The 24,578-nt window shown below is 71.5% G+C and carries 23 protein-coding genes, 2 tRNA genes and 1 pseudogene; 13 read left to right on the forward strand and 13 right to left on the reverse strand.

Annotated features, from left to right (window positions below; all coding sequences use genetic code 11):
- Positions 1-449 precede the first annotated feature (449 nt).
- Both OHA58_RS22610 and OHA58_RS22615 read right to left on the reverse strand, forming a co-directional pair.
- A complete protein-coding gene (locus tag OHA58_RS22610) occupies positions 450-1,136 on the reverse strand; it encodes a FadR/GntR family transcriptional regulator (protein ID WP_405480962.1) in 687 nt (228 codons plus the stop codon).
- Positions 1,137-1,815: 679 nt separating this feature from the next.
- Positions 1,816-1,889 (reverse strand) — tRNA-Lys (locus tag OHA58_RS22615).
- A gap of 186 nt (positions 1,890-2,075) precedes the next feature.
- Here OHA58_RS22615 and OHA58_RS22620 point away from each other — a divergent pair.
- The 6 genes from OHA58_RS22620 (at position 2,076) to OHA58_RS22645 (ending at position 8,410) form a co-directional block, all read left to right on the forward strand.
- Positions 2,076-3,401, forward strand: coding sequence for a peptidoglycan-binding protein (locus OHA58_RS22620; RefSeq protein ID WP_405480963.1), 1,326 nt, complete (start codon positions 2,076-2,078; stop codon positions 3,399-3,401).
- A gap of 155 nt (positions 3,402-3,556) precedes the next feature.
- On the forward strand, positions 3,557-4,777 hold the full coding sequence (locus tag OHA58_RS22625) for an SPFH domain-containing protein (protein WP_405480964.1): 1,221 nt from the start codon (positions 3,557-3,559) through the stop codon (positions 4,775-4,777).
- Between the two features lie 11 nt (positions 4,778-4,788).
- A complete protein-coding gene (locus tag OHA58_RS22630) occupies positions 4,789-5,448 on the forward strand; it encodes a nucleoside/nucleotide kinase family protein (RefSeq protein WP_405480965.1) in 660 nt (219 codons plus the stop codon).
- 79 nt (positions 5,449-5,527) lie between these two features.
- The gene (locus tag OHA58_RS22635; protein ID WP_405480966.1) at positions 5,528-6,124 is read left to right on the forward strand and encodes a lytic polysaccharide monooxygenase; all 597 of its coding nucleotides are present in this window, start codon (positions 5,528-5,530) and stop codon (positions 6,122-6,124) included.
- Between the two features lie 98 nt (positions 6,125-6,222).
- Positions 6,223-6,663 (forward strand): DUF3592 domain-containing protein, encoded by a 441-nt coding sequence (locus OHA58_RS22640; protein WP_399680654.1) that lies wholly within the window; start codon positions 6,223-6,225, stop codon positions 6,661-6,663.
- Between the two features lie 79 nt (positions 6,664-6,742).
- Positions 6,743-8,410, forward strand: coding sequence for a long-chain-fatty-acid--CoA ligase (locus tag OHA58_RS22645; protein WP_405480968.1), 1,668 nt, complete (start codon positions 6,743-6,745; stop codon positions 8,408-8,410).
- A gap of 23 nt (positions 8,411-8,433) precedes the next feature.
- Here OHA58_RS22645 and OHA58_RS22650 read toward each other — a convergent pair whose 3' ends face one another.
- On the reverse strand, positions 8,434-9,270 hold the full coding sequence (locus OHA58_RS22650) for an NAD(P)H-binding protein (RefSeq protein ID WP_405480970.1): 837 nt from the start codon (positions 9,268-9,270) through the stop codon (positions 8,434-8,436).
- A 109-nt stretch (positions 9,271-9,379) separates the two neighbouring features.
- Between OHA58_RS22650 and OHA58_RS22655 the strand changes: the two are divergent.
- The 3 genes and pseudogenes from OHA58_RS22655 to OHA58_RS22665 form a co-directional block, all read left to right on the forward strand.
- Positions 9,380-9,760 (forward strand): annotated as a pseudogene (locus tag OHA58_RS22655) (winged helix-turn-helix transcriptional regulator); the annotation flags it as partial.
- Between the two features lie 104 nt (positions 9,761-9,864).
- Positions 9,865-11,130: a sensor domain-containing protein gene (locus OHA58_RS22660; RefSeq protein WP_405480972.1), complete on the forward strand. Its 1,266-nt coding sequence runs from the start codon at positions 9,865-9,867 to the stop codon at positions 11,128-11,130.
- Positions 11,115-11,774, forward strand: coding sequence for a response regulator (locus tag OHA58_RS22665; RefSeq protein ID WP_405480973.1), 660 nt, complete (start codon positions 11,115-11,117; stop codon positions 11,772-11,774). The genes OHA58_RS22660 and OHA58_RS22665 overlap by 16 nt, the downstream gene beginning before the upstream one ends.
- Before the next feature lie 359 nt (positions 11,775-12,133).
- On the opposite strand, the gene OHA58_RS22670 is transcribed toward OHA58_RS22665, so the two are convergent.
- The 6 genes from OHA58_RS22670 to ehuB form a co-directional block, all read right to left on the reverse strand.
- Positions 12,134-12,207 (reverse strand) — tRNA-Lys (locus OHA58_RS22670).
- A 62-nt stretch (positions 12,208-12,269) separates the two neighbouring features.
- A complete protein-coding gene (locus tag OHA58_RS22675; RefSeq protein ID WP_405480974.1) occupies positions 12,270-13,028 on the reverse strand; it encodes an IclR family transcriptional regulator in 759 nt (252 codons plus the stop codon).
- Between the two features lie 197 nt (positions 13,029-13,225).
- Positions 13,226-14,041, reverse strand: coding sequence for an ectoine/hydroxyectoine ABC transporter ATP-binding protein EhuA (gene ehuA, locus OHA58_RS22680; protein WP_405480976.1), 816 nt, complete (start codon positions 14,039-14,041; stop codon positions 13,226-13,228).
- Positions 14,031-14,648, reverse strand: a complete 618-nt coding sequence (gene ehuD, locus OHA58_RS22685; protein ID WP_405485105.1) for an ectoine/hydroxyectoine ABC transporter permease subunit EhuD — start codon at positions 14,646-14,648, stop codon at positions 14,031-14,033. Before ehuD ends, ehuA begins: the two co-directional genes overlap by 11 nt.
- A gap of 47 nt (positions 14,649-14,695) precedes the next feature.
- Complete coding sequence (gene ehuC, locus OHA58_RS22690) at positions 14,696-15,442, reverse strand: ectoine/hydroxyectoine ABC transporter permease subunit EhuC (RefSeq protein WP_405480978.1); 747 nt, start codon at positions 15,440-15,442, stop codon at positions 14,696-14,698.
- Complete coding sequence (ehuB, locus tag OHA58_RS22695) at positions 15,439-16,356, reverse strand: ectoine/hydroxyectoine ABC transporter substrate-binding protein EhuB (RefSeq protein WP_405480980.1); 918 nt, start codon at positions 16,354-16,356, stop codon at positions 15,439-15,441. The genes ehuC and ehuB overlap by 4 nt, the downstream gene beginning before the upstream one ends.
- A gap of 109 nt (positions 16,357-16,465) precedes the next feature.
- Here ehuB and OHA58_RS22700 point away from each other — a divergent pair, with 109 nt between their 5' ends.
- Positions 16,466-16,966, forward strand: a complete 501-nt coding sequence (locus OHA58_RS22700; RefSeq protein WP_329435065.1) for a DUF3830 family protein — start codon at positions 16,466-16,468, stop codon at positions 16,964-16,966.
- Here the strand turns inward: OHA58_RS22700 and OHA58_RS22705 are convergent.
- From OHA58_RS22705 to OHA58_RS22715, 3 genes are read right to left on the reverse strand one after another with little or no spacing between them, the layout of a single operon-like run.
- Positions 16,953-18,356 (reverse strand): amidase, encoded by a 1,404-nt coding sequence (locus tag OHA58_RS22705; protein WP_405480982.1) that lies wholly within the window; start codon positions 18,354-18,356, stop codon positions 16,953-16,955. The two genes, OHA58_RS22700 and OHA58_RS22705, sit on opposite strands and share 14 nt — an antisense overlap.
- Before the next feature lie 57 nt (positions 18,357-18,413).
- Positions 18,414-19,301 carry a D-2-hydroxyacid dehydrogenase gene (locus tag OHA58_RS22710; protein ID WP_405485107.1) on the reverse strand — a complete coding sequence of 296 codons (888 nt, stop codon included), beginning with the start codon at positions 19,299-19,301 and terminating at the stop codon, positions 18,414-18,416.
- Between the two features lie 52 nt (positions 19,302-19,353).
- On the reverse strand, positions 19,354-19,641 hold the full coding sequence (locus tag OHA58_RS22715) for a hypothetical protein (protein WP_405480983.1): 288 nt from the start codon (positions 19,639-19,641) through the stop codon (positions 19,354-19,356).
- Here OHA58_RS22715 and OHA58_RS22720 point away from each other — a divergent pair.
- The 3 genes from OHA58_RS22720 to OHA58_RS22730 all read left to right on the forward strand — a co-directional run bounded on the left by OHA58_RS22720 (position 19,640) and on the right by OHA58_RS22730 (position 22,375).
- Positions 19,640-20,458, forward strand: coding sequence for an aspartate/glutamate racemase family protein (locus tag OHA58_RS22720; RefSeq protein ID WP_405480984.1), 819 nt, complete (start codon positions 19,640-19,642; stop codon positions 20,456-20,458). The genes OHA58_RS22715 and OHA58_RS22720 overlap by 2 nt on opposite strands.
- Complete coding sequence (locus tag OHA58_RS22725) at positions 20,455-21,186, forward strand: decarboxylase (protein ID WP_405480985.1); 732 nt, start codon at positions 20,455-20,457, stop codon at positions 21,184-21,186. The genes OHA58_RS22720 and OHA58_RS22725 overlap by 4 nt, the downstream gene beginning before the upstream one ends.
- Before the next feature lie 97 nt (positions 21,187-21,283).
- The gene (locus tag OHA58_RS22730; RefSeq protein ID WP_405480986.1) at positions 21,284-22,375 is read left to right on the forward strand and encodes an LLM class flavin-dependent oxidoreductase; all 1,092 of its coding nucleotides are present in this window, start codon (positions 21,284-21,286) and stop codon (positions 22,373-22,375) included.
- 74 nt (positions 22,376-22,449) lie between these two features.
- Here the strand turns inward: OHA58_RS22730 and OHA58_RS22735 are convergent, their stop codons facing one another.
- On the reverse strand, positions 22,450-24,348 hold the full coding sequence (locus OHA58_RS22735) for a putative bifunctional diguanylate cyclase/phosphodiesterase (RefSeq protein ID WP_405485109.1): 1,899 nt from the start codon (positions 24,346-24,348) through the stop codon (positions 22,450-22,452).
- Between the last annotated feature and the right edge of the window lie 230 nt (positions 24,349-24,578).

Below are 24,578 nucleotides of genomic sequence, written 5' to 3' on the forward strand. Positions count from 1 at the left end.
CGCACGCAAGTCACTGCGTGGTCGTCGGTCATCCGTCCGGTTCGGTCCCCCTTGACCTGGCCGGACGTGTCAGTGGCAGGCCACGGTCCCCCGTCTAAGACTGAGACGACGGCCTTCCGGTTGCATGATGCCCCCCTCGGCATCGCTTCATGAACGGGGCCCCCCGCCCCAGTCGTAAGCACGTCGAGCGCAACCGGCGCCGGCCGACTGCCGGCCCCCAACTGCCGTGTACCGCCTGCCTCATCGGAGCCAATGGCTCCAGGACAGGGTTCTACGCACCTCATCATGATCGCAAGGGCGATACGAAGCGAAACAAGCTGTTTACCGGTCATACGTGTGAATTGACGCGCCTGTTGGGGCGGACGGGGTGCTCAGGCGTCGTTCACGAGGCGCACGCCGGGGGCGCAGACGTTGCTTATCGGGCGCGCGCCGGAGTGCTCAGACGTTGCTCACGGGGTGCCCGTCGGGTTGCTCAGCCGGGTGCGGATGTCGCCGAAGTGCTCCCTTATGGCGCGCTCCGCACGCAGTGGGTCGCCGGAGCGCACCGCGTCGACGATCTCGCGGTGCTGGAGTCCGGTGACCTTCGGGTCGTGCGGGATGGCGACGAGGTCGGTGCGCACCCGGTGGAAGGCGTCCCAGAACGCCTCCATGACCTCGCCGAGCAGCGGGTTCCCGAGGCCGCGGTAGAGCGTCGCGTGGAAGGCGCGGTCGGTGCCCGGGCTCACGGCGCCGTCGGTGGCCGCCTCGGCGTCCATGCGGTCGACGAGGGCGTCCAGTTCGGCCAGGTCGGCCTCGGGGACGCGGCCGGCGAGGCGCGCGATGAGGCCGGTCTCGACGGCCTCGCGCAGTTCGAGGAGCTGGAGCAGGCTGTCCTCGCCGCGGTAGTGCCCGGCGACGGTGCGGAAGGTGAGCCCCTCGATCATGGGGGCCATGGACATCGGTCCGACGTAGGTGCCGAAGCCGTGCCGGATCTCCACGATGCCCATGGCCTGGAGGGCCTTGAGCGCCTCGCGCACGGAGTTCCGGCTGACGCCGAGGAGCTCCATCAACTCGGGCTCGGTGGGCAGGGAGGCACCGGAGGGAAGCCGCCGGTCGATGATGAGCTTTTTGATCCGCTCCTGGAGGTCGCGCGCCATGGGCCCACGTTATCTGCAGGAGCAGCAGCCGTAGCCCCCCGAGCAGCAGAAAGGCCCCCCGCTTACGCGGAGGGCCTCTCTTGTCTGTGCGCCGCCAGGGACTCGAACCCCGGACCCGCTGATGCTGTGTCTTCCCGGGGGGTAACCCCCGGACCCCCAGCCGCCCTGGCTGGGTCGGGGTGGGCCTGTCAATAGCGAAGGCCCCCCACGCGTGTGGAGGGCCTTTGCCTGTCTGTGCGCCGCCAGGGACTCGAACCCCGGACCCGCTGATGCTGTGTCTTCCCGGGGGATAACCCCCGGACCCCCAGCCGCCCTCGCTGCGTCGGGGCGGGCCTGTCAATAGCGAAGGCCCCCCACTCGCGTGGAGGGCCTTTGCCTGTCTGTGCGCCGCCAGGGACTCGAACCCCGGACCCGCTGATGCTGTGTCTTCCCGGGGGGTAACCCCCGGACCCCCAGCCGCCCTCGCTGGGTCGGGGTGGGCCTGTCAATAGCGAAGGCCCCCCACGCGTGTGGAGGGCCTTTGCCTGTCTGTGCGCCGCCAGGGACTCGAACCCCGGACCCGCTGATGCTGTGTCTTCCCGGGGGGTAACCCCCGGACCCCCAGCCGCCCTCGCTGCGTCGGGGCGGGCCTGTCAATAGCGAAGGCCCCCCACTCGCGTGGAGGGCCTTTGCCTGTCTGTGCGCCGCCAGGGACTCGAACCCCGGACCCGCTGATTAAGAGTCAGCTGCTCTAACCAACTGAGCTAGCGGCGCCTGCTGACCTGGAGAACTCTACCCGAATCCCGGGAGTGCTCCGGACCACCACGCCTGTCCGTATCACCCTATTTATCCGGTAAATCCATCATTCGGACCGTCAACATGCGATATCGCCGGAGAGTTGAGAGGCTTCCGTTTGTGCAGATTGTTGGACATTTCATTCTGGAGTGTGAGGGGAATCGCATGAAGGCTCCGGTGTTCGAGGAATTCGATCCTGCGAGCGACTGCGACTGCCCGGGGTGTCTTCACTGGCGGAGTGCCGCCCGGAGCTCCCCGTCGTCGCTGACGATCAGTCTCGGCGGCCACCCCGCCGCCCACGGCGCCCGGCGCGCCCTCGTCCTCGCGGCCGCGGCCGGCACGGTCATCGGTGGCGCGCACACGGTCCCCGCCGTCGCGTCCGACCACGGACCGGCCAGGCCGGGGCTGCCGTCCTCGGACGAGCCGCCGACCCCGCAGGGCGGGTCGGGCCCGCTGCACGGACCGGCGGGCAGCCCGGCCTTGCCCTCGGGGCACGTGACCGGACTGCCGGCCACGACCCGCGCGGCGGTCGTCAACCGGGCCAAGCTCTGGCTCGCCGCCAAGGTGCCGTACAGCATGGTGAAGTTCTGGAGCGACGGGTACCGGCAGGACTGCTCCGGCTTCGTCTCCATGGCGTGGAACCTCGGCAGCAACGAATGGACCGGGAGTCTCGCCAAGTACGGGACGCGCATCACGCGCGAGCAGCTCCAGCCCGGCGACATGCTGCTCTTCCACAATCTGTCGGACCCTCAGAAGGGCTCGCACGTCGTCCTCTTCGGTGGCTGGACCGACTACACGCACACCTACTACATCGCGTACGAGCAGACGCCGCCCAGCGCCCGCAAGCAGTCCACGCCCTACGCCTACTGGAGCAACTCGTCCCACTATGTGCCCTATCGCTACAAGGGGCTGAAGCTGGAGGAGAAGGCGGCGGTCGGCGGTTCGGCGTCGACGCAGTTCCCGGGCGCCAAGTCGTTCGGTACCGGGACGGACAACGCGAACGTCACACGGCTCGGGAAGCTGCTCGTCGACCGGGGCGGCGGGCGGTTCTACACGACCGGACCCGGGCCGCGCTGGGGTGAGGCCGACCGGCTCGCCACACAGGCGTTCCAGCGTGCGCAGGGCTGGACGGGCACGAACGCCGACGGCCTGCCCGGGCCCACGACCTGGGCCTATCTGGTCGGCGGCAAGGGCAAGAACATTCCGCCCCTCGCCGGCGGCGCGTCCGGCCCCGGCTCCGCCGCTACCAAGGTGCCGCCCTATCCCGGGCGGGGCATGTTCCGGCCGGGCGCGAACAACGCGTACGTCACCCAGCTCGGCAGGCAGCTGGTGAAGAAGGGGTTCGGCAAGAACTACACCAAGGACCCGGGCGCCCGCTGGGGCGAGGCCGACCGGCGGGGCGTCGAGGCGTTCCAGCGGTCCCAGGGCTGGCGCGGCGGCGCGGCCGACGGCTACCCGGGGCCCGAGACCTGGCGACGGCTCTTCTCGTGAACGCCCACCGGCCGGCCGCCGGCGGGGCGTGAGGTCCCGCCGGCCGCACGCGGCCCCGGGGTGCGTGGCGACTCGCCTCGCCGCACACCCCGACCCCTCCGGCTCTGCCGGGCCGGAGGCCATCGCGGATGTACGGATCCAGCACGGAGGCAAGGATGAGTACGACGACGGAGTGGCCGGAGGGGCCCGAGCTGCCCGCGGAGGCCGACGGTGGCGGTGCGCGTGGCGGTCACGGGGTGTCCGCGGGCGTCCGCGCCGCGGGCTTCGCCGAGCCGGGAACCGAGACGTCCGGCGGGTGGGGCGCCCGGCTGATCCGCGGTGGGGCCACCACGGAGATCCCGGTCCATCTGCTTTCCCGGGACGGGCCCGACCCCGTCTCGGTGCGGCTGCGGCCGGCCGTCGTCGGGCGCCGGCGGAGCAGCGGGGAGCAGCCGCGCGTCCCGCGCCGTATGCCGCTGCGACCGCCCTCGCGCCCGGCGCCGGTCGTCGACCCGGACCTCGTCGAGTGCCCCGGGCGCACGCTGCCCGGCGCGGTCGGTGTGCTCGGCGGTCTCGCGGGCGCGGCGGGCGGCGCCGCGTCGCTGTGGTGGGGCGGGGTGCTGCCGCACATCACGGCGCTGCCCGTCCCGGCGGGCGCGCAGCTCGGGTTTGTCCAGTGGGCGGCCGTCGCGGGTTCGGGCACGCTCGCCCTGTTCGGGTTCGGCGGTCTCGCGCGCGGCCGGACCGGCAAGGCGTGGGTGCTCACGCAATTCGGCCGCTACCGCGGAACCGTCCGCCGTACCGGCCTGATGTGGGTGAACCCCCTGCTCCTGCGCCGCCGTACCGACGTACGCCTGCGGCACTGGCGCAGCGAGGCGATGCCCGCGGTCGACGCGAACGGGGTCGCCCTGCGTGTCGTCATCCTCGTCGTGTGGCGCATCAAGGACACCGCGCGCGCCGCGCTCGCCGTGGAGGACCACCAGCAGTATCTGCGCCAGTGTGTGGAGGCGGCGATGGCTCGGGTGCTCTCCCAGCTGCCCGCCGACGCCTTCCACCAGGACGCCCCGACCCTGCGCGACGCGGAGGCCGTCGGCGACGCGCTCACCCGGCAGCTCGCCGCCGACGCGGCGCCCGTCGGCATCGAGGTGTTCTCGGCGCAGCCGACCAGGATCGAGTACGCGCCCGAGGTCGCCGCCGCGATGCAGCGACGCCGGATCGCGGCCCTCGACGCGCAGCACCGGGACAGCGTCCTGACATCGGTGGTCGACTCGGTCGAGGACACGATGATGCGGCTGACGACGCGCGGCCTGGTCGAGCTGGACGACTACGAACGCAAGGCGCTGGTCAAGGATCTGACGGTGGCGTTCTACACCGGCCGGGGCGGCGACGCGTCGTAGAGTCCCCGCCCATGGGGATCTCGAGACTGACGGCCGAAGCCTGGAAGCTCACCGCGTCGGGCCCGCGTGTCCTGCTGGGTATCGCGGGCCCGCCCGGCGCCGGGAAGTCCACGCTCGCGCGGGCCCTGGTCGAGCGGATCGGCGAGCAGGCCGCGTATCTGCCGCTCGACGGATTCCATCTGGCCAACGCCCAGTTGGAGCGCCTCGGGCTGACCGCGCGCAAGGGCTCCGAGCCGAGCTTCGACGTGCGGGGGTACGTGGCGCTGCTGCGCCGGGTCCTCGACGACACCGCCGCGGACATCTACGTGCCCGATTACGACCGCACGTTGCACGAGCCCGTCGCCGCCCGGCATCTGGTGCCGCCCGCGGCCCGGCTCGTCGTGACCGAGGGGAACTACCTGGCGTGTGACCTGCCGGGCTGGCGGGAGGCGCGGGAGCTGATGGCGCGGTGCTGGTATGTCGAGGCTCCGGTGGAGGTGCGTCAAGTCCGGCTGGTGGCACGGCAGTTGGCGGGCGGTCGGGACGCGGCGGGGGCCCGCGTCTGGGTGGCCGGAAATGACGCGCCCAACGGCGAGCTGGTCGAGACCTCCCGGGGGAGATGCGACCGGATCCTCTCCACTATTGGTATGGACATGTCTTTTGATATGGACACAGTCAACTCCTGGCAATAATCTGGGCCTGGTCTAGACCTGATTCAACGCTGTGCGCACGGCTCACCGGAACTCCCCCACGTTCTCCAGGAGCGGCAGCATGCGAAAGAAGATGTACGCGGCCCTGCTCGGCCTCACCACGGCGGGGGCCTTCGTGCTCTCGTCGGGCGGCGCGAGCAGCCACGGCTACACCGACCTCCCCATCAGCCGGCAGAAACTCTGCGCCAATGGCACCGTCACCGGATGCGGCAACATCCAGTGGGAACCGCAGAGCGTCGAGGGCCCCAAGGGCTTCCCGGCCGCCGGTCCCGCCGACGGGACGATCTGTTCCGCCAACCACGGCGAGTTCGGCGCGCTCAACGGCGCCAAGGCTCCCAACGGCACCGCCTGGCCGACGACCAAGGTCACCGCGGGTGCGAGCCAGACCTTCCGCTGGCAGTTCACCGCGCGGCACTCCACCACGGACTTCCGCTACTACATCACCAAGAACGGCTGGGACGACAGCAAGCCGCTGACCAGGGCCGACCTGGACACCGCGCCGTTCCTCACCGTGCCGTTCAGCGGCCAGCCCCCGGCCACCCTCTCGCACACCGGCACCCTGCCCTCCGGCAAGAGCGGCCACCACGTGATCCTCGCGGTGTGGACGATCGCGGACACGGCGAACGCGTTCTACGCGTGCTCGGACGTTCAGTTCTGAGCATGGCTTGAGGCTCCCGGGGCCTTCGCGCGGGTACGTTCCGTGCACGCCGTTCCGACCGGTGCGGCGTGCACGGAACGTGGTATCGGGGGATGGCCATGCAGGTGTTGTTCTTGATCGTGCCGGTGTTCATCGCGTCGGTGGCGCTCTTCATGGCGGTGACGCTGACCCGCCGCTCGATGCAGGTAAGAAGGGCCTGGGCGAGCGGTCTGACCGCAGAGGCCCGCTGTCTGCGCGCGTTCACCTCGACGAGGCGTGACAGCGACGGCCACCGGAGCACCACACAGCACCACGTCTACGAGTTCACGGCCGGTGACGGACGCCCCGTCAGGTTCGAGGAGGCCAACGGGCCCGCGACCACCGTGCAGGGCGATGTCGTGATGGTGTACTACACCGCCGACCGCCCCGACCGTGCCACGGCGCACGCCCCGGCCCCGGTGCGGGCGGCGGCGGGCATGGTGTTCCTGCTGGGCTTCCTCGGCCTCGTCGTCGCCTTCTGCGTATTCTTCGTTGTCGCCGCCGCCGAGATGCCCTTCTGACCCGAGGCTTTCAGGTGTTCAACAACATCTCCCGCCGGGGTCTCCACTTCTGACGGTACGTCAATTATGGTGCGCGGTCATGGGTCCCATGAGGCGTACCGTCGCGGAACTCGTACAGGAGCGATGGGGCGACCACCGCCCCGGACTGTGGTGCGAGGACCAGGTCCTCAGCCATCACGAGGTCGCCGCGGGCGCCGCCGCCCGGGCCGCGCTCCTCGCCGACCTGCTGCCCCGGGGAGCCGATCCGCACCTCGGCGTACTCCTCGACAACACCCCGGAGTTCCCGCTCTGGCTGAGCGCCGCGGCCCTCGCGGGCGCCGCCGTCGCCGGCGTCAACCCGACCCGGCGCGGCCCCGAACTCGCCCGCGACATCCTCCACACCGACTGTCGCGTCCTCGTCACTGAGCGGTCTCATCTGCCGCTGCTCGACGGGCTCCAACTCCCGGGCGTACGCATCCTGGTGACGGACTCCGACGCGTACGCCGAACTGCTCGCGCCGTACGAGGGCGCCAAGCCCGATCCCACCCGCGCCACCCCCGAAACCCGCATGCTGCTGTACTTCACCTCCGGCTCCACGGGTGCGCCCAAGGCCGCGATCTGCTCACAGGGGCGCCTTGCGGCCGCCGGACAGTCCCTCGTCGGCCAGTTCGGGGTGCGCCGCGACGACGTCCACTACATCTGCATGCCGCTCTTCCACGGCAACGCGGTGATCGCCGACTGGGCGCCGGCCGTCGCGGCGGGCGCGGGCGTGGCGCTGCGACGCCGGTTCTCGGCCTCGTGCTTCCTGGACGACGTACGGGCGTACGGAGCCACGTACTTCACGTATGTCGGGCGGGCCGTGCAGTACATCCTGGCCACCGACGAGCGGCCCGACGACCGGGACAACCCGCTGCGGGTCGGCTTCGGCACGGAGGCGGGGGCGGTGGACGCGGCGCGGTTCGCCGAGCGGTTCGGGGTGCGGCTCGTCGAGGGGTACGGGTCCTCCGAGGGCGGCGCCGCCATCCAGCGCTCGGCGGGGACGCCGGCCGGGGCGATAGGCCGGGCGACGCCGGGGGACGACCTGGCCGTCGTCGACGCGGCCACCCGGCGGGAGTGCCCGCCCGCGGACTTCGACGCGGACGGACGGCTCCTCAACGGGGCGGTCGCGATAGGGGAGTTGGTCAACCGCGGCCGTACACCCTTCGAGGGGTACTGGCGCAACGAGGACGCATACGGACAGCGGGTGCGGGACGGCTGGTACTGGACGGGGGATCTCTTCTACCGCGACCGCGAGGGGTTCCTGTACTTCGCGGGCCGCACCGACGACCGGCTGCGGGTCGACAGCGAGAACCTGGCACCCGCGATGATCGAGAACATCCTCGCCCGGTACGAACACGCCGCCGCCGTCGCCGTGTACGGGGTGCCGGACCCGGTGGCCGGCGACCAGGTGATGGCGACGCTCGCCCTGCGTGAGACGGGCACGGCCGGCCCCTTCGACCCGCTCGCCTTCGCCGAATTCCTGCTGTCCCAGGCCGACCTGGGGACGAAGATGGCGCCGCGCTTCGTCCGGATCGTGGAGCGGATGCCCGTCACTGCGACGAACAAGGTGCACCGGGTGGGGCTGCGCCGCGAGGGGTTCCGGTGTGCGGACCCCGTGTGGTGGCGGCCACCGGGGGAGAGCGGGTACCGGCGCCTCACCGATACCGACGTCGTGGCGCTCACGGCGGAGTACGCGGCGCACGGGCGGTCGGAACTGCTGGACCGGTGAGCCGGGCGCGCTCGTGGGGCCGGTCAGGCGAAGGCCGCCGCGTTGCGGGCCGCCCACTGGGCGAACGTGCCGGGTTCGCGGCCGAGCAGGGTCCGCACGTCCGGGCTCACCCGCTGCTCGGCGGGGTGCGGCGAACCGAGGATGTCGAGCGTGCCGTCCACGACCGGCTCCGGCATGAACCGCGTCATGAAGGCGCGGGCCTCTGCGCGGCTCAGTTCGGTGAACCGCACCTCGGCGCCGATCGCCTCGCCGAGCGCCGCGGCCTGCTCACGCGGTGAGACGCCCACCGGTCCCGTCAGCTCGTAGGCCCGGCCCGCGTGACCGTCCTCGCGCAGCGCGACGGCTGCCGCCGCGGCGATGTCCGCCGGGTCGATCACCGGCAGCGCCACATCGGCGAACGGGGCGGCGACGGTGCGGTGGGCGCGTACGGAGTCGGCCCAGGCGAAGGCGTTCGAGGCGAACCCGCCGGGGCGCAGCAGCGTCCAGTCCAGGCCCGACTGGCGTACGGCCTCCTCGAACGCGTGCAGCCTGGCGTGCGAGACGGCGTCGGGCCGCGTCACCGCCCCCTGCGAGGAGAGCAGGACCACCCGGCGTACGCCCGCCGCCTTTGCCGCGTCGAGCACGGCGGCCGGCGGTTCCCCGGCCTGATGCAGCTCCGCGCCGATCAGCAGGAACAGCGCGTCGGCCCCCTCCAGCGCGGGCCGCAGACTCTCCGCGTCGCCGACGTCCGCCTGGACGTGGCGAACGGGCAGGTCGGGCGCGGGGCGGCGCGATACGGCGGTGACCTGCTCGCCCGCGGCGGTCAGGGCGGTGACGAGCGGACGGCCGACGTTCCCGGTGGCACCCGTGACAACGATCATCTTCAACTCCCTTGTCCTGCTGGGACCTTGATGCCCCGCTCGGTTCTCGAAAGCTAGCATCCTGAGTAAAGTAGGTACCTAGAGGAAAGTGACTTCCCGGGAGGGCTGTATGAGCGGCAGTACGCGGTGGCAGGGCGGCGGGCCCGAGCAGGCCTGCCCGATCTCGCCGGTCCTCGACATCGTCTTCAGCCGCTGGACCACGCCGATCCTGTGGGCGCTCAACGAGTACGGCACCCAGCGCTTCGTGCAGCTCCAGCGCACCATCGGCACCATCACGCCGAAGGTGCTCACACAGCGCCTGCGGCAGATGGAGCGCGACGGACTCGTCGTGCGCACGTACTACCCGGAGGTGCCGCCCCGGGTCGAGTACGAGATCAGCGACCTGGGCCGCAGCCTCGCCCCGCTGTTCGCGACGCTCGCCGAGTGGTCGTCCGGGCACCTGCCCCTGGTCGAGGAGGCCCGGCAGAGGTTCGACGCGGGGGAGTCGGCGGGGCCGTCTCCGGTTACGGGGCCGTCTCCGGTTACGGGGCCGACTCCGGTTACGGGGCCGTCCCCGGCTGCCGCCGGGCGCTCTCCAGCCGCCGGCCCCGCCCGATGACCTCCCTCGCCGCCTCCCTGCTCAGCCCCTCCTACCTGCGCGGCAGCGCCCCGTGGCGCGCCGCCGGGTATCTCGCGGGAGGGGTGCTCGTCGGAGCGCCGCTCCTGGTCACCTTCGTGACGCTCGGCGTCGCGGGCGCCGTGCTCTCCCTCGTCCTCGTGGGGCTGCCGCTGCTCGCCCTGCTCGCGCTCGCCGGGGTCCCGGTCGGGGCGCTGGAGCGACGCCGGCTGCGGCCCGTGACCGGGCAGGCGGCGCCCAGCCCGCACCGCACACCGGCCGAGCCCGGCGCCACGGCCTGGCTACGGCTGCGCCTCGGTGAACAGGCGACCTGGCGCGAACTCGCCTATGCCGCGCTCCTCGCGCTCGTCCTGTGGCCGCTCGACCTGCTGGTCCTGGCCTGCACGATCGGCCTCGCGGTGGCGGTGGCGGCGGCGCCGCTCCAGCTCGCGAGCGCCGGGCACGACACCCGGGTCGTGAAGCTCTGGCTCATCGACTCGTCCGGGCAGGCCGCCCTGTGCACCGTCGCCGGGCTCGCCCTGCTCGCGGTGCTCCTCTACCCGCTCGGCGCCTACGCCGCAGCCCGGGGCGCGCTCGCCCGGCTGCTGCTCGCGCCCCGCGAGACGGAGGAGGAGGTGCGGCTCGCGGAGGTCACCAGGTCGCGGGCGCGCCTGGTCGCCGCGTTCGAGGCCGAGCGGCGCCGCATCGAGCGCGACCTGCACGACGGCGCCCAACAGCGCCTGGTCGCCCTCACGATGAGCCTCGGACTCGCCCGCCTCGACGCCCCCGCGACGGGGCCGCTCGCCGAACGCATCGCCACCGCGCACGACGAGGCCTGCCAAGTCCTCGTGGAGCTACGGGAGTTGATCCACGGAATCCACCCCCAGGTCCTCGCCGACTACGGGCTCGCGGCCGCCCTCGACGACGCCGCCGACCGCTCGGCCGTCCCCGTAGACACCCGTATCGACCTGCCCCGGCTGCCCGGACCCGTCGAGTCCGCCGCCTACTTCGCCGTGTGCGAGGCCCTCGCCAACACCGCCAAGCACAGCGGCGCCACCCGCGCCCGGCTCACCGCACGCCACGAGCGCGGCCGCCTCGTCATCGACGTGCACGACGACGGGGGCGGCGGCGCCGACCCCGCGCGCGGCAGCGGGCTCACCGGACTCGCCGACCGGCTCGCCGTTCTCGATGGCACACTGACGATCATCAGCCCGGCCGGCGGGCCGACCGCACTGTCCCTGGAGATCCCGTGCCCAGCGCTCTGAGAGTGGTCCTCGCCGAGGACGCCGTGCTGCTGCGCGAGGGCCTCGTGGGCCTGCTCGCCCGGTTCGGGCACGAGGTGGTCGCCGCGGTCGGCGACGCGGACGCGCTGCGCGCCGCCGTCGCCGAGCACACGCCGGACCTCGTCCTCACCGACGTACGGATGCCGCCCGGCTTCCACGACGAGGGCCTGCGCGCCGCGCTCGCCCTGCGCGCGGACCGCCCCGGCCTGCCGGTCCTGGTCCTCAGCCAGTACGTGCAGCGCTCGTACGCGGCCGAGCTCCTCGACACGGGCGACGGCACCGGCGTCGGCTATCTGCTCAAGGACCGCGTCGGGCAGGTCGAGCAGTTCGTCGAGGCGGTGGAACGGGTTGCCTCCGGCGGCACGGTCGTCGACCCCGAAGTGGTACGCCAGCTGCTGCGCCGCCGCCGCGACCCTCTGGAGCGCCTCACCCCGCGCGAGCGCGAGGTACTCGCCCTGGTCGCCGAGGGCAGGTCGAACGGCGCGATCGCCCGGGACCTGGTGGTGAGCGAGGCCGCAGTCGGCAAGCACATCGGCAACATCCTGGGAAAACTGGACCTGCCACCGGCCGACGACTCGGACACCCACCGAAGGGTGCTGGCGGTGCTGGCGTACCTACGGGCCTGAGGCCACGCACGCAGGACCACACGCAAAAGGCCCCCCGCTTCCGCGGAGGGCCTCTCTTGTCTGTGCGCCGCCAGGGACTCGAACCCCGGACCCGCTGATGCTGTGTCTTCCCGGGGGATAACCCCCGGACCCCCAGCCGCCCTGGCTGGGTCGGGGCGGGCCTGCTAATAGCGAAGGCCCCCCACGCGTGTGGAGGGCCTTTGCCTGTCTGTGCGCCGCCAGGGACTCGAACCCCGGACCCGCTGATGCTGTGTCTTCCCGGGGGGTAACCCCCGGACCTCCAGCCGCCCTGGCTGGGTCGGGGCGGGTCTGCTAATAGCGAAGGCCCCCCACGCGTGTGGAGGGCCTTTGCCTGTCTGTGCGCCGCCAGGGACTCGAACCCCGGACCCGCTGATTAAGAGTCAGCTGCTCTAACCAACTGAGCTAGCGGCGCCTGCTGACTCGAAAATAATACCTGGTTCTGAGGGGTGCTCTGCACACCCCGGGGACGGGTGCCTAGATCGCCAGGGAGAGCAGTACCGGGGCCGCCCCGCGGTTCAGGGTGTCCGCCGCGTGGTGCAGGCGGTGGGCGTGCTCGATCGGGAGGGACAGGGCCAGCGCGCCCACCGAGGAGCCTGCCGTGATCGGGACGGCGGCGCACACCGTGCCCACCGCGTACTCCTGGAGGTCGAGGACCGGCACCGTCGCGGGCTGGGCGTCGAGCTTGGAGAGCAGGACGCGCTCGTTCGTGATCGTGCGCGAGGTGAGGCGGGCCATCTTGTGGCGGGAGAGGTGGTCGCGCCGCCCGTTGAGGTCGAGCTGGCCGAGGAGGCTCTTGCCGATCGCGCTGGCGTGCGCCGCGGAGCGGAAGTCCACCCACTCGTTGACCGCGGGGGTCGTGGGGCCCTGGGCGAACTGAGTGATGCGGATCTCGCCGTCGACGTACCGGCTGAGATAGACCGCCGCGCCCACCGTCTCGCGCAGTCGGTCGAGGGTGCGCTGGAGGCTCGTGGTGAGCGCGTCCTCGCGGCCCTGCGCCGAGCCGAGGCTGGTCAGCGTCTCGCCCGTGACATACGCGCCGTCGGAAGTCTGCTCCACGTACCCCTCGCGGCGCAGCATGCGCAGCAGTGGGGCGAGCCGGGCGGGGGACAGCTCTGTCTCGCTGCCGAGCTCGGCAGCGGTGACGCCGACGCCGCGTCGTGCGACGGTTTCGAGCACACGAAGGGCGTGCTGCACCGAGTGGTGCTGCGCGATCGGCTCGTGCTTCAGCGCCACGGCATCCCCCTGCAAGGACCGGTTCCGGACAGCTGGCCTCGGTCCACGATAGCCGCCAAGAGGCCTTTGTGGGGCGCCTGTTGGCGACTTTGGTGGCGCGCTCCGGGCCTGTCATCAGGAACGCGCCACCCTGGCATATGCCAAAGTCATGCCCCAGGTTCGGGACCTCGCTACTTACCGGCCCTCACCGATCGTGCTCACAGAACTGCGCTGAGAAATTCCCGCGTCCGCTCGTGCTCCGGATCGCTGAAGATCTTCTCCGGCGCCCCGGACTCGATGACCCGGCCCGCGTCGAACATCAGGACCTGGTCCGAGATGTCGCGGGCGAAATTCATCTCGTGGGTCACACAGAGCATCGTGATGTCCGTGGTGTGCGCGATGTCGCGCAGCACGTCCAGGACGCCGGCGACGAGCTCCGGGTCGAGCGCGGAGGTGACCTCGTCGAGGAGCAGCACCTGCGGGCGCATCGCGAGGGCGCGGGCAATGGCGACGCGCTGCTGCTGGCCGCCGGAGAGCTGCGTCGGGTACGCGTCGCAGCGGTCGCCGAGACCGACCATGTCGAGCAGCTCGCGGGCGCGCTGCTCCGCCTCGTCCTTGGAGAGGCCGAGCACGGTGACCGGTGCCTCCATGATGTTGCGCAGGACCTTCATGTTCGGGAAGAGGTTGAACTGCTGGAAGACCATCCCGATGTTCTTGCGGACCTCGCGGATGTGCTTCTCGCCGGCCGGGACGAGCTTGCCGGCCCTCTCCTCGTGCGTGAGGTAGTCGCCGTTGACCTTGATCGTGCCCTCGTCGGGCTTGATCAGGGTCATCAGGAGCCGAAGGATCGTCGTCTTGCCGGAGCCCGACGGGCCGATCAGCGTGACGTGCTTGCCGGAGTCGACGGAGAAGTCGAGCTCGTCGAGGACGGTGTTGCCGCCGAAGCGCTTGACGACCTTGTCGAAGCGGATCAGCTCGCTGCCGTCCACCTTGGGGTTCGGCTGGTCTTTGGGGAGGTTCGCGTCAGCGGACAAGACGTCGCTCCAGGGCTCGGAGGAGGAGGGAGGAGGGGTAGGCGATGGCGATGAAGGCGACCCCCACGACGGTCAGGGCCTCCGTGTACTGGAAGGTCTGGGCCGCTTCCAGGCGGGACCGCTGAAGCAGTTCGAGCACGCCGATCCCGGCGAGCAGCGGGGTGTCCTTCAGCATCGCGATCACGTAGTTGCCGAGCGCCGGGATCACGCGGCGGATCGCCTGCGGCAGGATCACCGCCGTCCACGTCCTGCGGTACGGCAGGCTCAGCGCCCGTGCCGCCTCCCACTGGCCGGCGGGCACGGCCTCGATGCCCGCGCGGTAGACCTGCGCGGTGTACGTCGAGTAGTGCAGGCCGATGGCGACGATGCCGGTGGTCAGGGCGGAGAACTGGATGCCCCACTCCGGCAGCACGAAGTAGAGGAAGAAGAGCTGCACGAGCAGCGGGGTGTTGCGGATGAACTCGGTGACGATGCCCACCGGCCAGCGTACGAAGCGCGTCGGGGCGCGGAAGGCGATGGCCCAGACCAGGCCGAGGCTGAAGGAGATCAGCGAGCCGAGGACGAGGGCCTGGAGCGTGACGAGCACGCCGTCCCAGAAGTGCGGCATGAAGTCGGCGACGGCCGACCAGTCCCAGGTGTCGGATGCGGTGGTGATCACGCGCCGCCACCTCCCGCGCTGGTGGGAACGGGAGCGGTCTCCGTCGTCTGACGGATGTTGAGCTTGCGCATGATGCCGGTTCCCGGGTCGGGGCGCCGGCCTATGCCGGCCTTGGTCTTGCGCTCGAGCGCGCGCATCCCGCGCGTGAGCAGGAAGGCGATCACGAAGTAGATGACCAGGGTGATCGCGTAGATCTGGGCGCTCTCCTGGGTGGCGAGGCGTACCAGGTACGCGGCGAACGACACGTCACCGATGCCGAGCAGCGAGACCAGGGCGGTGCCCTTGAGGAGCTCGACCAGCAGGTTCGAGAACGGCGGGATCATCTCCGGCACGGCCTGCGGCAGCAGGATCAGCCGCATCCGCTGCCAGGGGGTGAAGCTCAGCGCGACCCCCGCTTCGCGCTGGGCGGGCGCCACGGCGTTGAGTGCGCCGCGCACCACCTCAGCGCCGTACGCGCCGTAGGACAGGCCGAGCGCCAGGACCGCGGCCCACATCGGGACCAGCGACCAGCCGGCGAGCTGCGGCAGCACGAAGAAGATCCAGAACATTAGGATCAGCGCCGACGTGCCGCGGAAGACCTCGGTGTAGAAGCCGGCGAGGAAGCGCACGATCTTCAGCCGGTGGGTGCGGGCCATGCCCACACCGAAGGCGACGACGGTCGCGAGGGCCGCGCTGTACACGGTCAGCTGGATCGTGATCCAGATGCCGGGAAGGACCCAGTGTTCCCACAGTCCCGCTGTCATTTGCACAGCTCCTCTGCGGTCAGCTTCGTCATCTCGGCCTGGGTGAAGCCGAACGGCCGCAGGATGCGGAAGAGTTCGCCGCTCGCCTTCATCTTGTGGATCTCCTTGTTGAAGGCGTCGCGCATCTTGGTGTCGTTCGAGCGGAACGTGAATCCGCCGCCGTCGACGTGCTTCTTGCCTCCGACCAGGGGAGCGAACGGCTCGGTGTGCTCGGCCCTGCGGCTCTTCTTCGTCACCTCACGCGTGGTGAGGGCGGTGCCGGCGAACACGTCGATGCGTCCCGCCTCCACGGCGTTCAGGCCTGCGACCTGGTCCTGGAGGATGACGATGTCGCTCTCCTTGTAGCCCGCCTCGACCGCGTAGGCGATCTCCGCGTAGCCGGTGCCCGTGCCGAACTTCGCCTTCGCCTTCACGCAGTCCGCGTAGTCGTGCAGGTCCTTCGGATTGCCCTTGCGGACGATGAAGGAGTCCAGCATCTGGTACTCGGGGTCCGAGAAGATGACCTGCTGGCAGCGCTCCTTGTTGATGTACATCCCGGCCGACACCACGTCGAACTGCTGGGTCTGCAGGCCGGGTATCAGGGAGCTGAAGTCGGTGGCGACGGGCTGCACATGGCCGACACCGAGCCGTTTGAAGATGACCTTGGCGAGTTCGACGGCCTCACCCGTGAACTTTCCGCTGTCGTCGATGTAGCCGTAGGGCACCTCGCCCGCGATCCCGAGACGCACCGTGCCCTGGCCCTGGAGCCGCGCGAGGGTGTCGCCGTCCGGTACGCGGCTGCAACCCGCGGCCCCGACGGCGCCGGCCGCGCCGAGAGCGGTGGCGCCGATGAGCAGAGATCGTCGGCGTATGCCCTTTCTGTTGCCTTCTAGGCTTCGTGTTCCTTCTGTGACATTCCAAATAGGTGGAGCCATGGGCGCGCGGCTACCCGACTCGACACGACCTATGCGTATCAATTCAAGCCCCGGATGCGAGCGGGGCGCCCTTGACCCAGGGGGGAGCATGGGGCTGAACATGGAGGGCATGGCCGACCGATACATCGAAGTCTCCCTCGCCAAGCGGGGAGTTCAGTGCACGGCAAAGCTGCTCGACGACCGCGCTCCGCTGACCTGCGCGGCGGTGTGGGACGCGCTTCCACTGGGCTCCGACGTCTACCACGCGAAATACGCGCGCAACGAGATCTACGCCCTTTTCCCGGCATTCGCGGACCGGGAGCCACCCCTGGAGAATCCGACCATCACCCCCATTCCGGGGGACCTCTGCTATTTCTCCTTTTCCGGTACGGAACTGGGGACCCAGGCATACGGCTACGAATCCGGTGCCGAGCTGAGGCCCGGCGCGGCCGTCGTCGACCTCGCCCTCTTCTACGAGCGCAACAACCTGCTGATCAACGGCGACGTCGGCTGGGTCCCCGGCATCGTCTGGGGCCAGGTCGTGGAAGGCCTCGACCGGATGGCCGAGGCCTGCCAGGACCTGTGGCGCGGCGGCGCGCTGGGCGAGACGCTCGCGTTCAGGCGAGCGTAGGCGCCGGAATCCCGGCGATCCCCGCCTCGTACAAGGTGTGCGCGGCACGCAGGACCAGCGCGTCCGCGTGCCGCGCGCCGACGATCTGAAGGCCCACCGGCAGCCCGTCCGCGTCCACCCCCACCGGGACGGTCGCCGCCGGCTGCTGTGTCAGGTTGAACGGGTACGTGAACGGTGTCCACCCCGTCCAGCGCCGCAGCCCCGACCCCTTGGGCACCTCGGCGCCCGCCTCGAACGCCGTCAGCGGCAGCGTCGGCGTCACCAGCAGGTCGTACGACGAGTGGAACCGGCCCATCCGCCGCCCGAGTTCGGCCCGCACGTCGACCGCAGCGAGGTACGTGAGCGCGCTGACCCCGGACCCCTGCGCACAGATCTCGCGCAGGCCCGGGTCGAGCAGCGCGCGCTGTGCGGGCGACAGGTTCTGTGTCACCCGCGCCGCCCCGCTGAACCACAGTGTGTGGAACGCCTCGACCGGGTCCGTGACGTCCGGATCGGCCTCCTCGACGTACGCCCCGAGCCCCGCGAGCCCCTCCACCGCCTTGCGGACCGCCGCCGCGACCGCGGGCCGCACCGCGACCTGCCCGCCGAACGACGGCGAGAACGCGACCCGCAGACCCCGCACCCCGCCCCGCAGCCCGTCGCGGAAGCCGCCCCCGACCGGGCCGAGCTGCGACCAGTCACGCCAGTCGGCGCCCGTGATCACGTCCATCATCAGCGCCGCGTCGGCCGCGTCCCGCGTCATCGGCCCCACGTGCGAGAGCGTCCCGAACGCGGACGCGGGATAGAGCGGCACCCGCCCGTACGTCGGCTTCAGACCGAAGATCCCGCAGAACGCCGCCGGGATCCGCACCGATCCGCCGCCGTCGGTGCCCAGCGACAGCGGGCCCGCCCCGAGCGCCACCGCCGCCGCGCTGCCGCCGCTCGATCCGCCCGAGGTGCGCGAGACGTCGTACGGATTGCGGGTCACGCCCGACAGCGGCGAGTCCGTGACGCCCTTCCAGCCGAACTCCGGCGTCGTCGTGCGGCCCACGAACACCGCGCCGTGCTCGCGCAGCCGCGCCACGGACGGCGCGTCCTCCTCCCACGCGCCCTCGGCCCGCACCGTGCGCGAGCCGCGCAGCGTCGGCCCGCCGCGCATCAGCAGGATGTCCTTCACCGACACCGGGACCCCGTCCACCAGGCCCTGTGGCTCACCTCTGCGCCAGCGCTCCGCGCTCGCCTCCGCCTGCGCGAGGGCGGTCTCCGCGTCGAGCCGCACGAAGGCGTTGACCGCGGGATCCACCTCCTCGATGCGGCGCAGGACGGCCCGCGTGGCATCGACGGGACTGAACCCGCCCTTGCGATAGCCGTCGACGAGCGCTTCCGCGGTCAGCTCGGTGAGCTCGGTCATCCGCTCTCCTCAGATCGATCCGGGAGTGCCGATCCAGGACGTGATCCAACAGATCGGTCAGTGTCCGGGGACATACCCACGTTTCTTGTCGACCACGTTCGGAAGCTGCTCCCCGGACGCCCATTTCTCGTAGAACTCCACGAACTGGCGCGACAGTTCGTCCCGCCAGCCGACCGTGTCGCCGCTCATGTGCGGGGAGACGATCAGGCCGGGCGCGGTCCACAGGGCGCTGCCGGGCGGCAGCGGCTCGTGCTCGAACACGTCGAGCGCGGCGCCCGCGATCCAGCGCTTGGCCAGCGCGTCCGCGAGATCGTCCTCGACGACGAGCTGCCCTCGGCCCACGTTGATGAAGCGGGCGGACGGCTGCATCATCCCGAAGAGCCGCGCGTCGAACATGCCACGCGTGTCGTCGGTCAGCGGCGCCGCGCACACCACCCAGTCCGCGCGGGCCATCAGCCGGCCGAGATCCGCCGGCCCGTGCACGCCGGCCCGCGCGGTGCGCCCGACGAGCGCCGTCGTGATCCCGAGCGCCTTCAGCGTCGCGACGATCGCCCGGCCGATCGGCCCGGAACCCACCACGCACGCCCGGGTACCCGCGACGCGCTGCGTCTCGCGGTGGCGCCATTCGCGCTCGCCCTGGAGGGCGAGCGTGCGCGGCAGGTCCTTCGCCATGGCGAGGACGAGCGCGCCGACGTACTCGGCGATCGGCTGGTCGAAGACGCCGCGCGCGTTCGTCACGACCGTGTCCGACGCGGCGAGTTCCGGGCACATCAGCCGGTCGACACCCGCGCTCGCGGTGTGCACCCAGCGCGGCCGCGGGCCCTCGCCCGGCCAGGCGCGGCGCACCGCGTCGGACAGGAAGTCCCAGACCAGCAGCACGTCGGCCGAGGGGAGTTGAGCGGCGAGCGTCGACTCGTCGGCGTGCACGACGCGCACCCGTCCCATGAGCCGGCCCAGGCGCGGCGGGGGGTCGTCGTCGAGCACCAGCAGGGTCACTTCAGACACGTTCGCTCCGGTCGTCGGGCCGCGCACTGAGGGTCATCGGGCCGGGAATCGGGCTGGTCGTCGAGCCGGTCACCGGGCCGGTCATCGGCAGAAACCGTTTCGCAACGATGGTCCGCTTCATTGGTAGGAAAAAGTGCGGATTGACCACGCTGGCACCCGAACCTACCTTCGTCAACAGAGGCACTTTTACGTTGCCCACGCCCTGTCCCGACGTCCCGGCCCGCCGGCCGGCTCTCCGCTGCATCGTCTCGAACGTCTCAAGAGACTTGGGGCCTGTCATGGACGTCTCCTTCCTCGGCGGACCGCACCCGCAACGCGGTGTCGGTGTCGTCGCCCCCTTCGACTTCGCCCTCGACCGCGAACTGTGGCGCTGGGTTCCGGACGAGGTGTCACTGCACCTCACCCGTACCCCTTACGTGCCCGTCGAGGTCAGCCTCGACCTGGCCCGTCTGGTCAGTGAGCACGAGACGCTCGGCGAGGCGGTGCGCGCGCTGAGCGCCGCCGAACCCGAGGTCCTCGCGTACGCCTGTACGTCGGGCAGCTTCGTCGGCGGCATCGCGGGCGAACGCGCCATGTGCGAGGCCATGTTCCGGTCGGGCGAACGCCCCTCCGTCACCACGTCGGGCGCGCTCCTCGAGGCGCTCGCCGAGCTGGGCGCCCGCCGTATCGCCCTGGTCACCCCGTACACGCGGTCGGTGACCGAGTCGCTGGAGGAGTATCTGGCCGAGGCCGGCATCACGGTCACGGGCCGTGCCTTCCTCGGTCTGACCCGGCACATCTGGAAGGTTCCTTACCGGGACGTGGCCGACATGGCCAGGGGCGCCGCCCGCCTGGACGCCGACGCGCTGTTCATCAGCTGCACGAACCTGCCGACGTACGACGTCATCCCGCAGCTGGAGGCCGAGCTGCGGATCCCGGTGATCTCAGCCAATCAGGTCACGGTGTGGGCAGCGCTGCGCAGGCTGGGTACCCGTGCCGTGGGGCCGTATCAGGCGCTGCTCGACGAGTCGGCGCGCCACTGGCCGGCCCCCGAGCTGCCGCAGCTGCCGCAGGAACCGGCCCATGAGCTGCCGGAAGAACAGGAAGGGTGGGCATGACCGCAGTCGGATTTCTCTACCCGGGACACTCGGCCGAGGACGACTATCCGCGTATCGAAGTGCTGATCGACAGCGATGTGAGGCTGTCGGTCGTCCACACCGACATCGGTGAGGACGCGCACCGCGTCGACGCGCTGATCGAGATGGGCTCCCCGCAGCGGCTCGCCGCCGGTGTCGAGGAGCTGCGCCTGTCCGGCGCCGAGGCGGTCGTCTGGGCGTGCACCAGCGGCAGCTTCGTCCGGGGCTGGGAGGGCGCGCACGAACAGGTGCGGGACCTGGCCAGGGCCGCGGGCCTGCCCGCCTCCAGTACGTCGTTCGCGTTCGCCCACGCCGTGGGCGAGGTCGGCGCGCGCAGCGTCGCGATCGCGGCGACGTATCCGGAGGACGTGGCGGACCACTTCCGCACGTTCCTGAAGGCGGCGGGCATCGAGGTGGTCTCGGTGCGCGGCAGCGGCATCATCACGGCGGCCGAGGTCGGCACCTGGGGGTGGCCGGAGGTCAGGGCGATGGCGGAGGCGGGTGATCACGCGGACGCGCAGGCGCTGCTCCTGCCGGACACGGCCCTGCACACGGCGGCCTACGTCCGTGACCTGGAGCAGGAGCTGGGCAAGCCGGTCCTGACGGCGAACCAGGTCACCGTGTGGGAGGCGCTGCGGCTTGCGGGGCGGCGCGTGAACGCACCGGCGCTCGGCGCGCTCTTCACGAAGGAGCCGCTGGTGCAGGTGTGACCCTGGTCAGGCCTTCGGAACAAGGCGTCCGGAATAAACCGGAGCCATCCTCCGTTAAGTCCGGGCGCAGACAGCACCGTACTTACAGGAGGACTCCGTGGCCGGTAACGACGAGATCCGGGCAAGCGCCCAGGGCACCGCCCCCGTGCCCCTCTCGGTCCTCGATCTGGTGACCGTCGGCGCCGGCCGCACCGCCACCGACGCCCTGCGGACCAGCGTCAAGATCGCCAAGCTCGCCGAGAACCGCGGCTTCAACCGCTACTGGGTCGCCGAACACCACTCCATGCCCGGCGTGGCGTCCTCGTCCCCGGCCGTGATCCTCGCGCATCTCGCCGCCCACACCGAGCGCATCCGCCTCGGCTCGGGCGGCGTCATGCTGCCCAACCACGCGCCCCTGGTCATCGCCGAGCAGTTCGGCACCCTGGAGGCGATGGCCCCGGGCCGCATCGACCTCGGCCTCGGCCGCGCCCCCGGCACCGACGGCGCGACGGCCGCCGCCCTGCGCCGTACCGAGCGGCTCAACGAGGGCGCCGACGACTTCCCCGAGCAGCTCGCCGAGCTGACCCGCTTCCTCGACGACGACTTCCCGGACGGCCACCCCTACGCCCGCATCCACGCGGTCCCGGGCCCGGTCCAGGCGACGTCCCCCGGCGGCGTGCAGTCCCCGCACCGCCCGCCGATCTGGCTCCTCGGCTCCTCCGGCTTCAGCGCCCGCCTCGCCGGTGTCCTCGGCCTGCCCTTCGCGTTCGCGCACCACTTCTCCGCGCAGAACACGGTCCCGGCCCTCGACCTCTACCGCGAGTCCTTCAAGCCGTCCGCGGTCCTGTCCTCCCCGTACGCCCTCATCGGCGTCTCCGCGCTCGCCGCGGACGAGGAGAAGGAGGCCCGCCGCCAGGTCCTCGCGGCCGCCCTCAACATGGTCCGCCTGCGCACCGGCCGCCCCGGCCTCGTCCCGACCCCCGAGGAGGCGGAGGCCTACGAATTCAGCCCGATGGAGCGGGAGTTCGTCGACAGCTGGAACTCGAATGTCATCCACGGCACCGCCGACGAGGTCCGCGCGGGCCTCGACGACCTCCAGAAGCGCACCGGCGCCGACGAGCTGATGCTCACCGCCAACGCCCACACCGCCGAGATCCGCCTGCGCAGTTACGAACTCGTCGCCGACGCGTACGGGCTGCCGCAGGCCTGACCCGGCCGACCGGGTGCCGCCTCGCACGGGAGGAGGCGGCACCCCGCGTTCCTTCCCAACCCGCCGGGAAGCCGTCAGGAAGCCGTCAGCAGCGCGGAGATACGATCCGGCGCCACCGGACGTGAGTACAGCCAGCCCTGGCCCGTGTCGCAGCCGATCTGGCGCAGGCGCGCCGCCTGCGCCGCCGTCTCCACGCACTCAGCGGTGACCGTGAGGCCGAGCCGGTGCGCGAGCTGCACCATGGCCTCGACGATGACGGCGTCCGCGGGGGTCGCGTGCTCGCCCCCGTCGTCGTACTGGAAGCCGCGCACGAACGAGCCGTCCAGCTTCAGGACCGACACCGGGAGCCTGCTCAGATACGCGAGGTTCGAGTAGCCGGTGCCGAAGTCGTCGATGGCGATGTGCACGCCCATGTCGCTGAGCGACTGCAGGGCCTGGAGGGGGCGGCCCGCCGAGCCCATCACCGCCGACTCCGTCAGCTCCAACTGGAGGAGTTCCGGGGCGAGTCCGGTCTCCGCGAGGACCTCGGCGACATCCGCCACGAGGTCCGAGTCCCACACCTGACGCACCGCCACGTTCACGCTCACGTAGACCGGCGGCGCCTCGGGGTGCTCCAGCTGCCAGCTGCGCGCCTGCCGGCACGCCGTGCGCAGGATCCACCGGCCCAGCTGCACGATCGAGCCGTCCTCCTCGGCCAGTCCGATGAACCGATTCGGCGTGAGCATTCCGAACTGGGGGTGATCCCAGCGCACGAGCGCCTCGACGCCGCGCAGCACCCCGTCGCCCAGATTCACCAGCGGCTGGTACTCGAGCACGAACTCTCCGCGCTCCACCGCGGGACGCAGGCCCGACGACAGGGCCTGGCGGGTCACCCGGTGCGCGTTGCGCTCCGGGTCGAAGAGCGTCCAGCGCGCCTTGCCGTCGGCCTTCGCCCAGTACAGCGTGGTGTCCGCGGCCTGCATCAGACCCGTCGCCGTCGTGCCCTCCATGTGCCGCTCCACGACCCCGATCGAGGCCGACACGGCGAGCCGCTGCCCCGACAGGTCGAACGGTTCCTGGAGTGCGCGGAGCACCGACTCGGCGAACCCCGCGAGCTGTTCCGTACCGGCCGAGTCCTCCACGAGCAGCGCGAACTCGTCGCCGCCGAGCCGCGCGACCAGCGGCGCCCCGGCCCCCCGGCCGTAGCCGATCCGGTCGGCGCAGCGCGTCAGGCGCTCCGCGACGGCGGCGAGCAGCCGGTCCCCGATGCCGTGCCCGAGCGTGTCGTTGACCGCCTTGAACCCGTCGAGGTCGAGATAGCACAGCCCGATCCGGCCGCTGCCCGCCCCGTCGTACGCGCCCGCCTCCAGGGCGGCGGAGAGCCGCTCGAAGAACAGCGTGCGGTTCGGCAGCCGGGTCACCGGGTCGTGCATCTGCAAGTGACGCAGCCGCGCCTGGAGTTCACGGCGGGCGCTGATGTCGGTGAGAGAGAGCAGCACCGTACGGCCGCCCGGCACCGGCGAGACGGTGACCTGGACCCACACGGAGTGCCCGTCGGGGTGCTTGATCCTGCGGGTGCACGTCAGCCGCGCCTGCCGCCCGCGCAGCACCTCTTGGTACGTGTGCCAGGTGCGGGAGTCGGACGCCAGGTCCACCAGCTCCGCCGCCGTGAGCCCGGTCAGGCGGCCGGGGTCCTCCACGCCGAGCATCACGGCGAGCGCGGCGTTCGCGGTGACCACCTGGCCCCGGCGGTCCACGACGGCCAGGGCGAGGGGTGCGGCGAGGAAGGCAGAGAGGTAGGGGGCGGGCTGGGACGCCGGCGGGGGAGGGGGTTCGACGCCGAGCACCTCGTGGGCCCGGGCGTCCGGGCCCGTGCGTACGGAGTCGGGGGCGGGGGCGTGCGGGGGCGCCGCCACCGCTGCGGAACTCTCCGTGACGGCGCGGCGGGTGGAGTCGGGTGCCGCGTCGGCCGCGGTCATCGGCCCTTCGGACATTCCGCTCACCGCTCGCTCCCGCAGTGCAGTCGTTCCGGGGGTCCGGGAGGGTTGCTCCCGGGTCATCACAGTCTGGGTGGCGAACGGCCTTCGCAGCCGGGCCCGCGCAGGAAAGTGTGCCGATCATAGAGGCAGCCCCGAGGCGCGATCCAGCCTTGCCCGCCCGATCCGCCGGTTCGGCGGCATCCCGGGGTAGCCGGCAGATCGTTTCTGCTCGTGCCTGGCACTGC

Source organism: Streptomyces sp. NBC_00009 (genome assembly GCF_045040855.1).
Lineage (GTDB): Bacteria > Actinomycetota > Actinomycetes > Streptomycetales > Streptomycetaceae > Streptomyces > Streptomyces aureus.

What these genes read in the sequence shown, in the direction of transcription:
- OHA58_RS22610 (WP_405480962.1), bottom strand. Translation starts at nt 1,136, where the DNA reads ATGGCGCGCGACCTCCAGGAGCGGATCAAAAAGCTCATCATCGACCGG.
- OHA58_RS22620 (WP_405480963.1), top strand. Translation starts at nt 2,076, where the DNA reads ATGAAGGCTCCGGTGTTCGAGGAATTCGATCCTGCGAGCGACTGCGAC.
- OHA58_RS22625 (WP_405480964.1), top strand. Translation starts at nt 3,557, where the DNA reads ATGAGTACGACGACGGAGTGGCCGGAGGGGCCCGAGCTGCCCGCGGAG.
- OHA58_RS22630 (WP_405480965.1), top strand. Translation starts at nt 4,789, where the DNA reads ATGGGGATCTCGAGACTGACGGCCGAAGCCTGGAAGCTCACCGCGTCG.
- OHA58_RS22635 (WP_405480966.1), top strand. Translation starts at nt 5,528, where the DNA reads ATGCGAAAGAAGATGTACGCGGCCCTGCTCGGCCTCACCACGGCGGGG.
- OHA58_RS22640 (WP_399680654.1), top strand. Translation starts at nt 6,223, where the DNA reads ATGCAGGTGTTGTTCTTGATCGTGCCGGTGTTCATCGCGTCGGTGGCG.
- OHA58_RS22645 (WP_405480968.1), top strand. Translation starts at nt 6,743, where the DNA reads ATGGGTCCCATGAGGCGTACCGTCGCGGAACTCGTACAGGAGCGATGG.
- OHA58_RS22650 (WP_405480970.1), bottom strand. Translation starts at nt 9,270, where the DNA reads ATGATCGTTGTCACGGGTGCCACCGGGAACGTCGGCCGTCCGCTCGTC.
- OHA58_RS22660 (WP_405480972.1), top strand. Translation starts at nt 9,865, where the DNA reads ATGACCTCCCTCGCCGCCTCCCTGCTCAGCCCCTCCTACCTGCGCGGC.
- ehuD (WP_405485105.1), bottom strand. Translation starts at nt 14,648, where the DNA reads ATGCCGCACTTCTGGGACGGCGTGCTCGTCACGCTCCAGGCCCTCGTC.
- ehuC (WP_405480978.1), bottom strand. Translation starts at nt 15,442, where the DNA reads ATGACAGCGGGACTGTGGGAACACTGGGTCCTTCCCGGCATCTGGATC.
- ehuB (WP_405480980.1), bottom strand. Translation starts at nt 16,356, where the DNA reads ATGGCTCCACCTATTTGGAATGTCACAGAAGGAACACGAAGCCTAGAA.
- OHA58_RS22700 (WP_329435065.1), top strand. Translation starts at nt 16,466, where the DNA reads ATGGCCGACCGATACATCGAAGTCTCCCTCGCCAAGCGGGGAGTTCAG.
- OHA58_RS22705 (WP_405480982.1), bottom strand. Translation starts at nt 18,356, where the DNA reads ATGACCGAGCTCACCGAGCTGACCGCGGAAGCGCTCGTCGACGGCTAT.
- OHA58_RS22710 (WP_405485107.1), bottom strand. Translation starts at nt 19,301, where the DNA reads ATGGGACGGGTGCGCGTCGTGCACGCCGACGAGTCGACGCTCGCCGCT.
- OHA58_RS22720 (WP_405480984.1), top strand. Translation starts at nt 19,640, where the DNA reads ATGGACGTCTCCTTCCTCGGCGGACCGCACCCGCAACGCGGTGTCGGT.
- OHA58_RS22715 (WP_405480983.1), bottom strand. Translation starts at nt 19,641, where the DNA reads ATGACAGGCCCCAAGTCTCTTGAGACGTTCGAGACGATGCAGCGGAGA.
- OHA58_RS22725 (WP_405480985.1), top strand. Translation starts at nt 20,455, where the DNA reads ATGACCGCAGTCGGATTTCTCTACCCGGGACACTCGGCCGAGGACGAC.
- OHA58_RS22735 (WP_405485109.1), bottom strand. Translation starts at nt 24,348, where the DNA reads ATGTCCGAAGGGCCGATGACCGCGGCCGACGCGGCACCCGACTCCACC.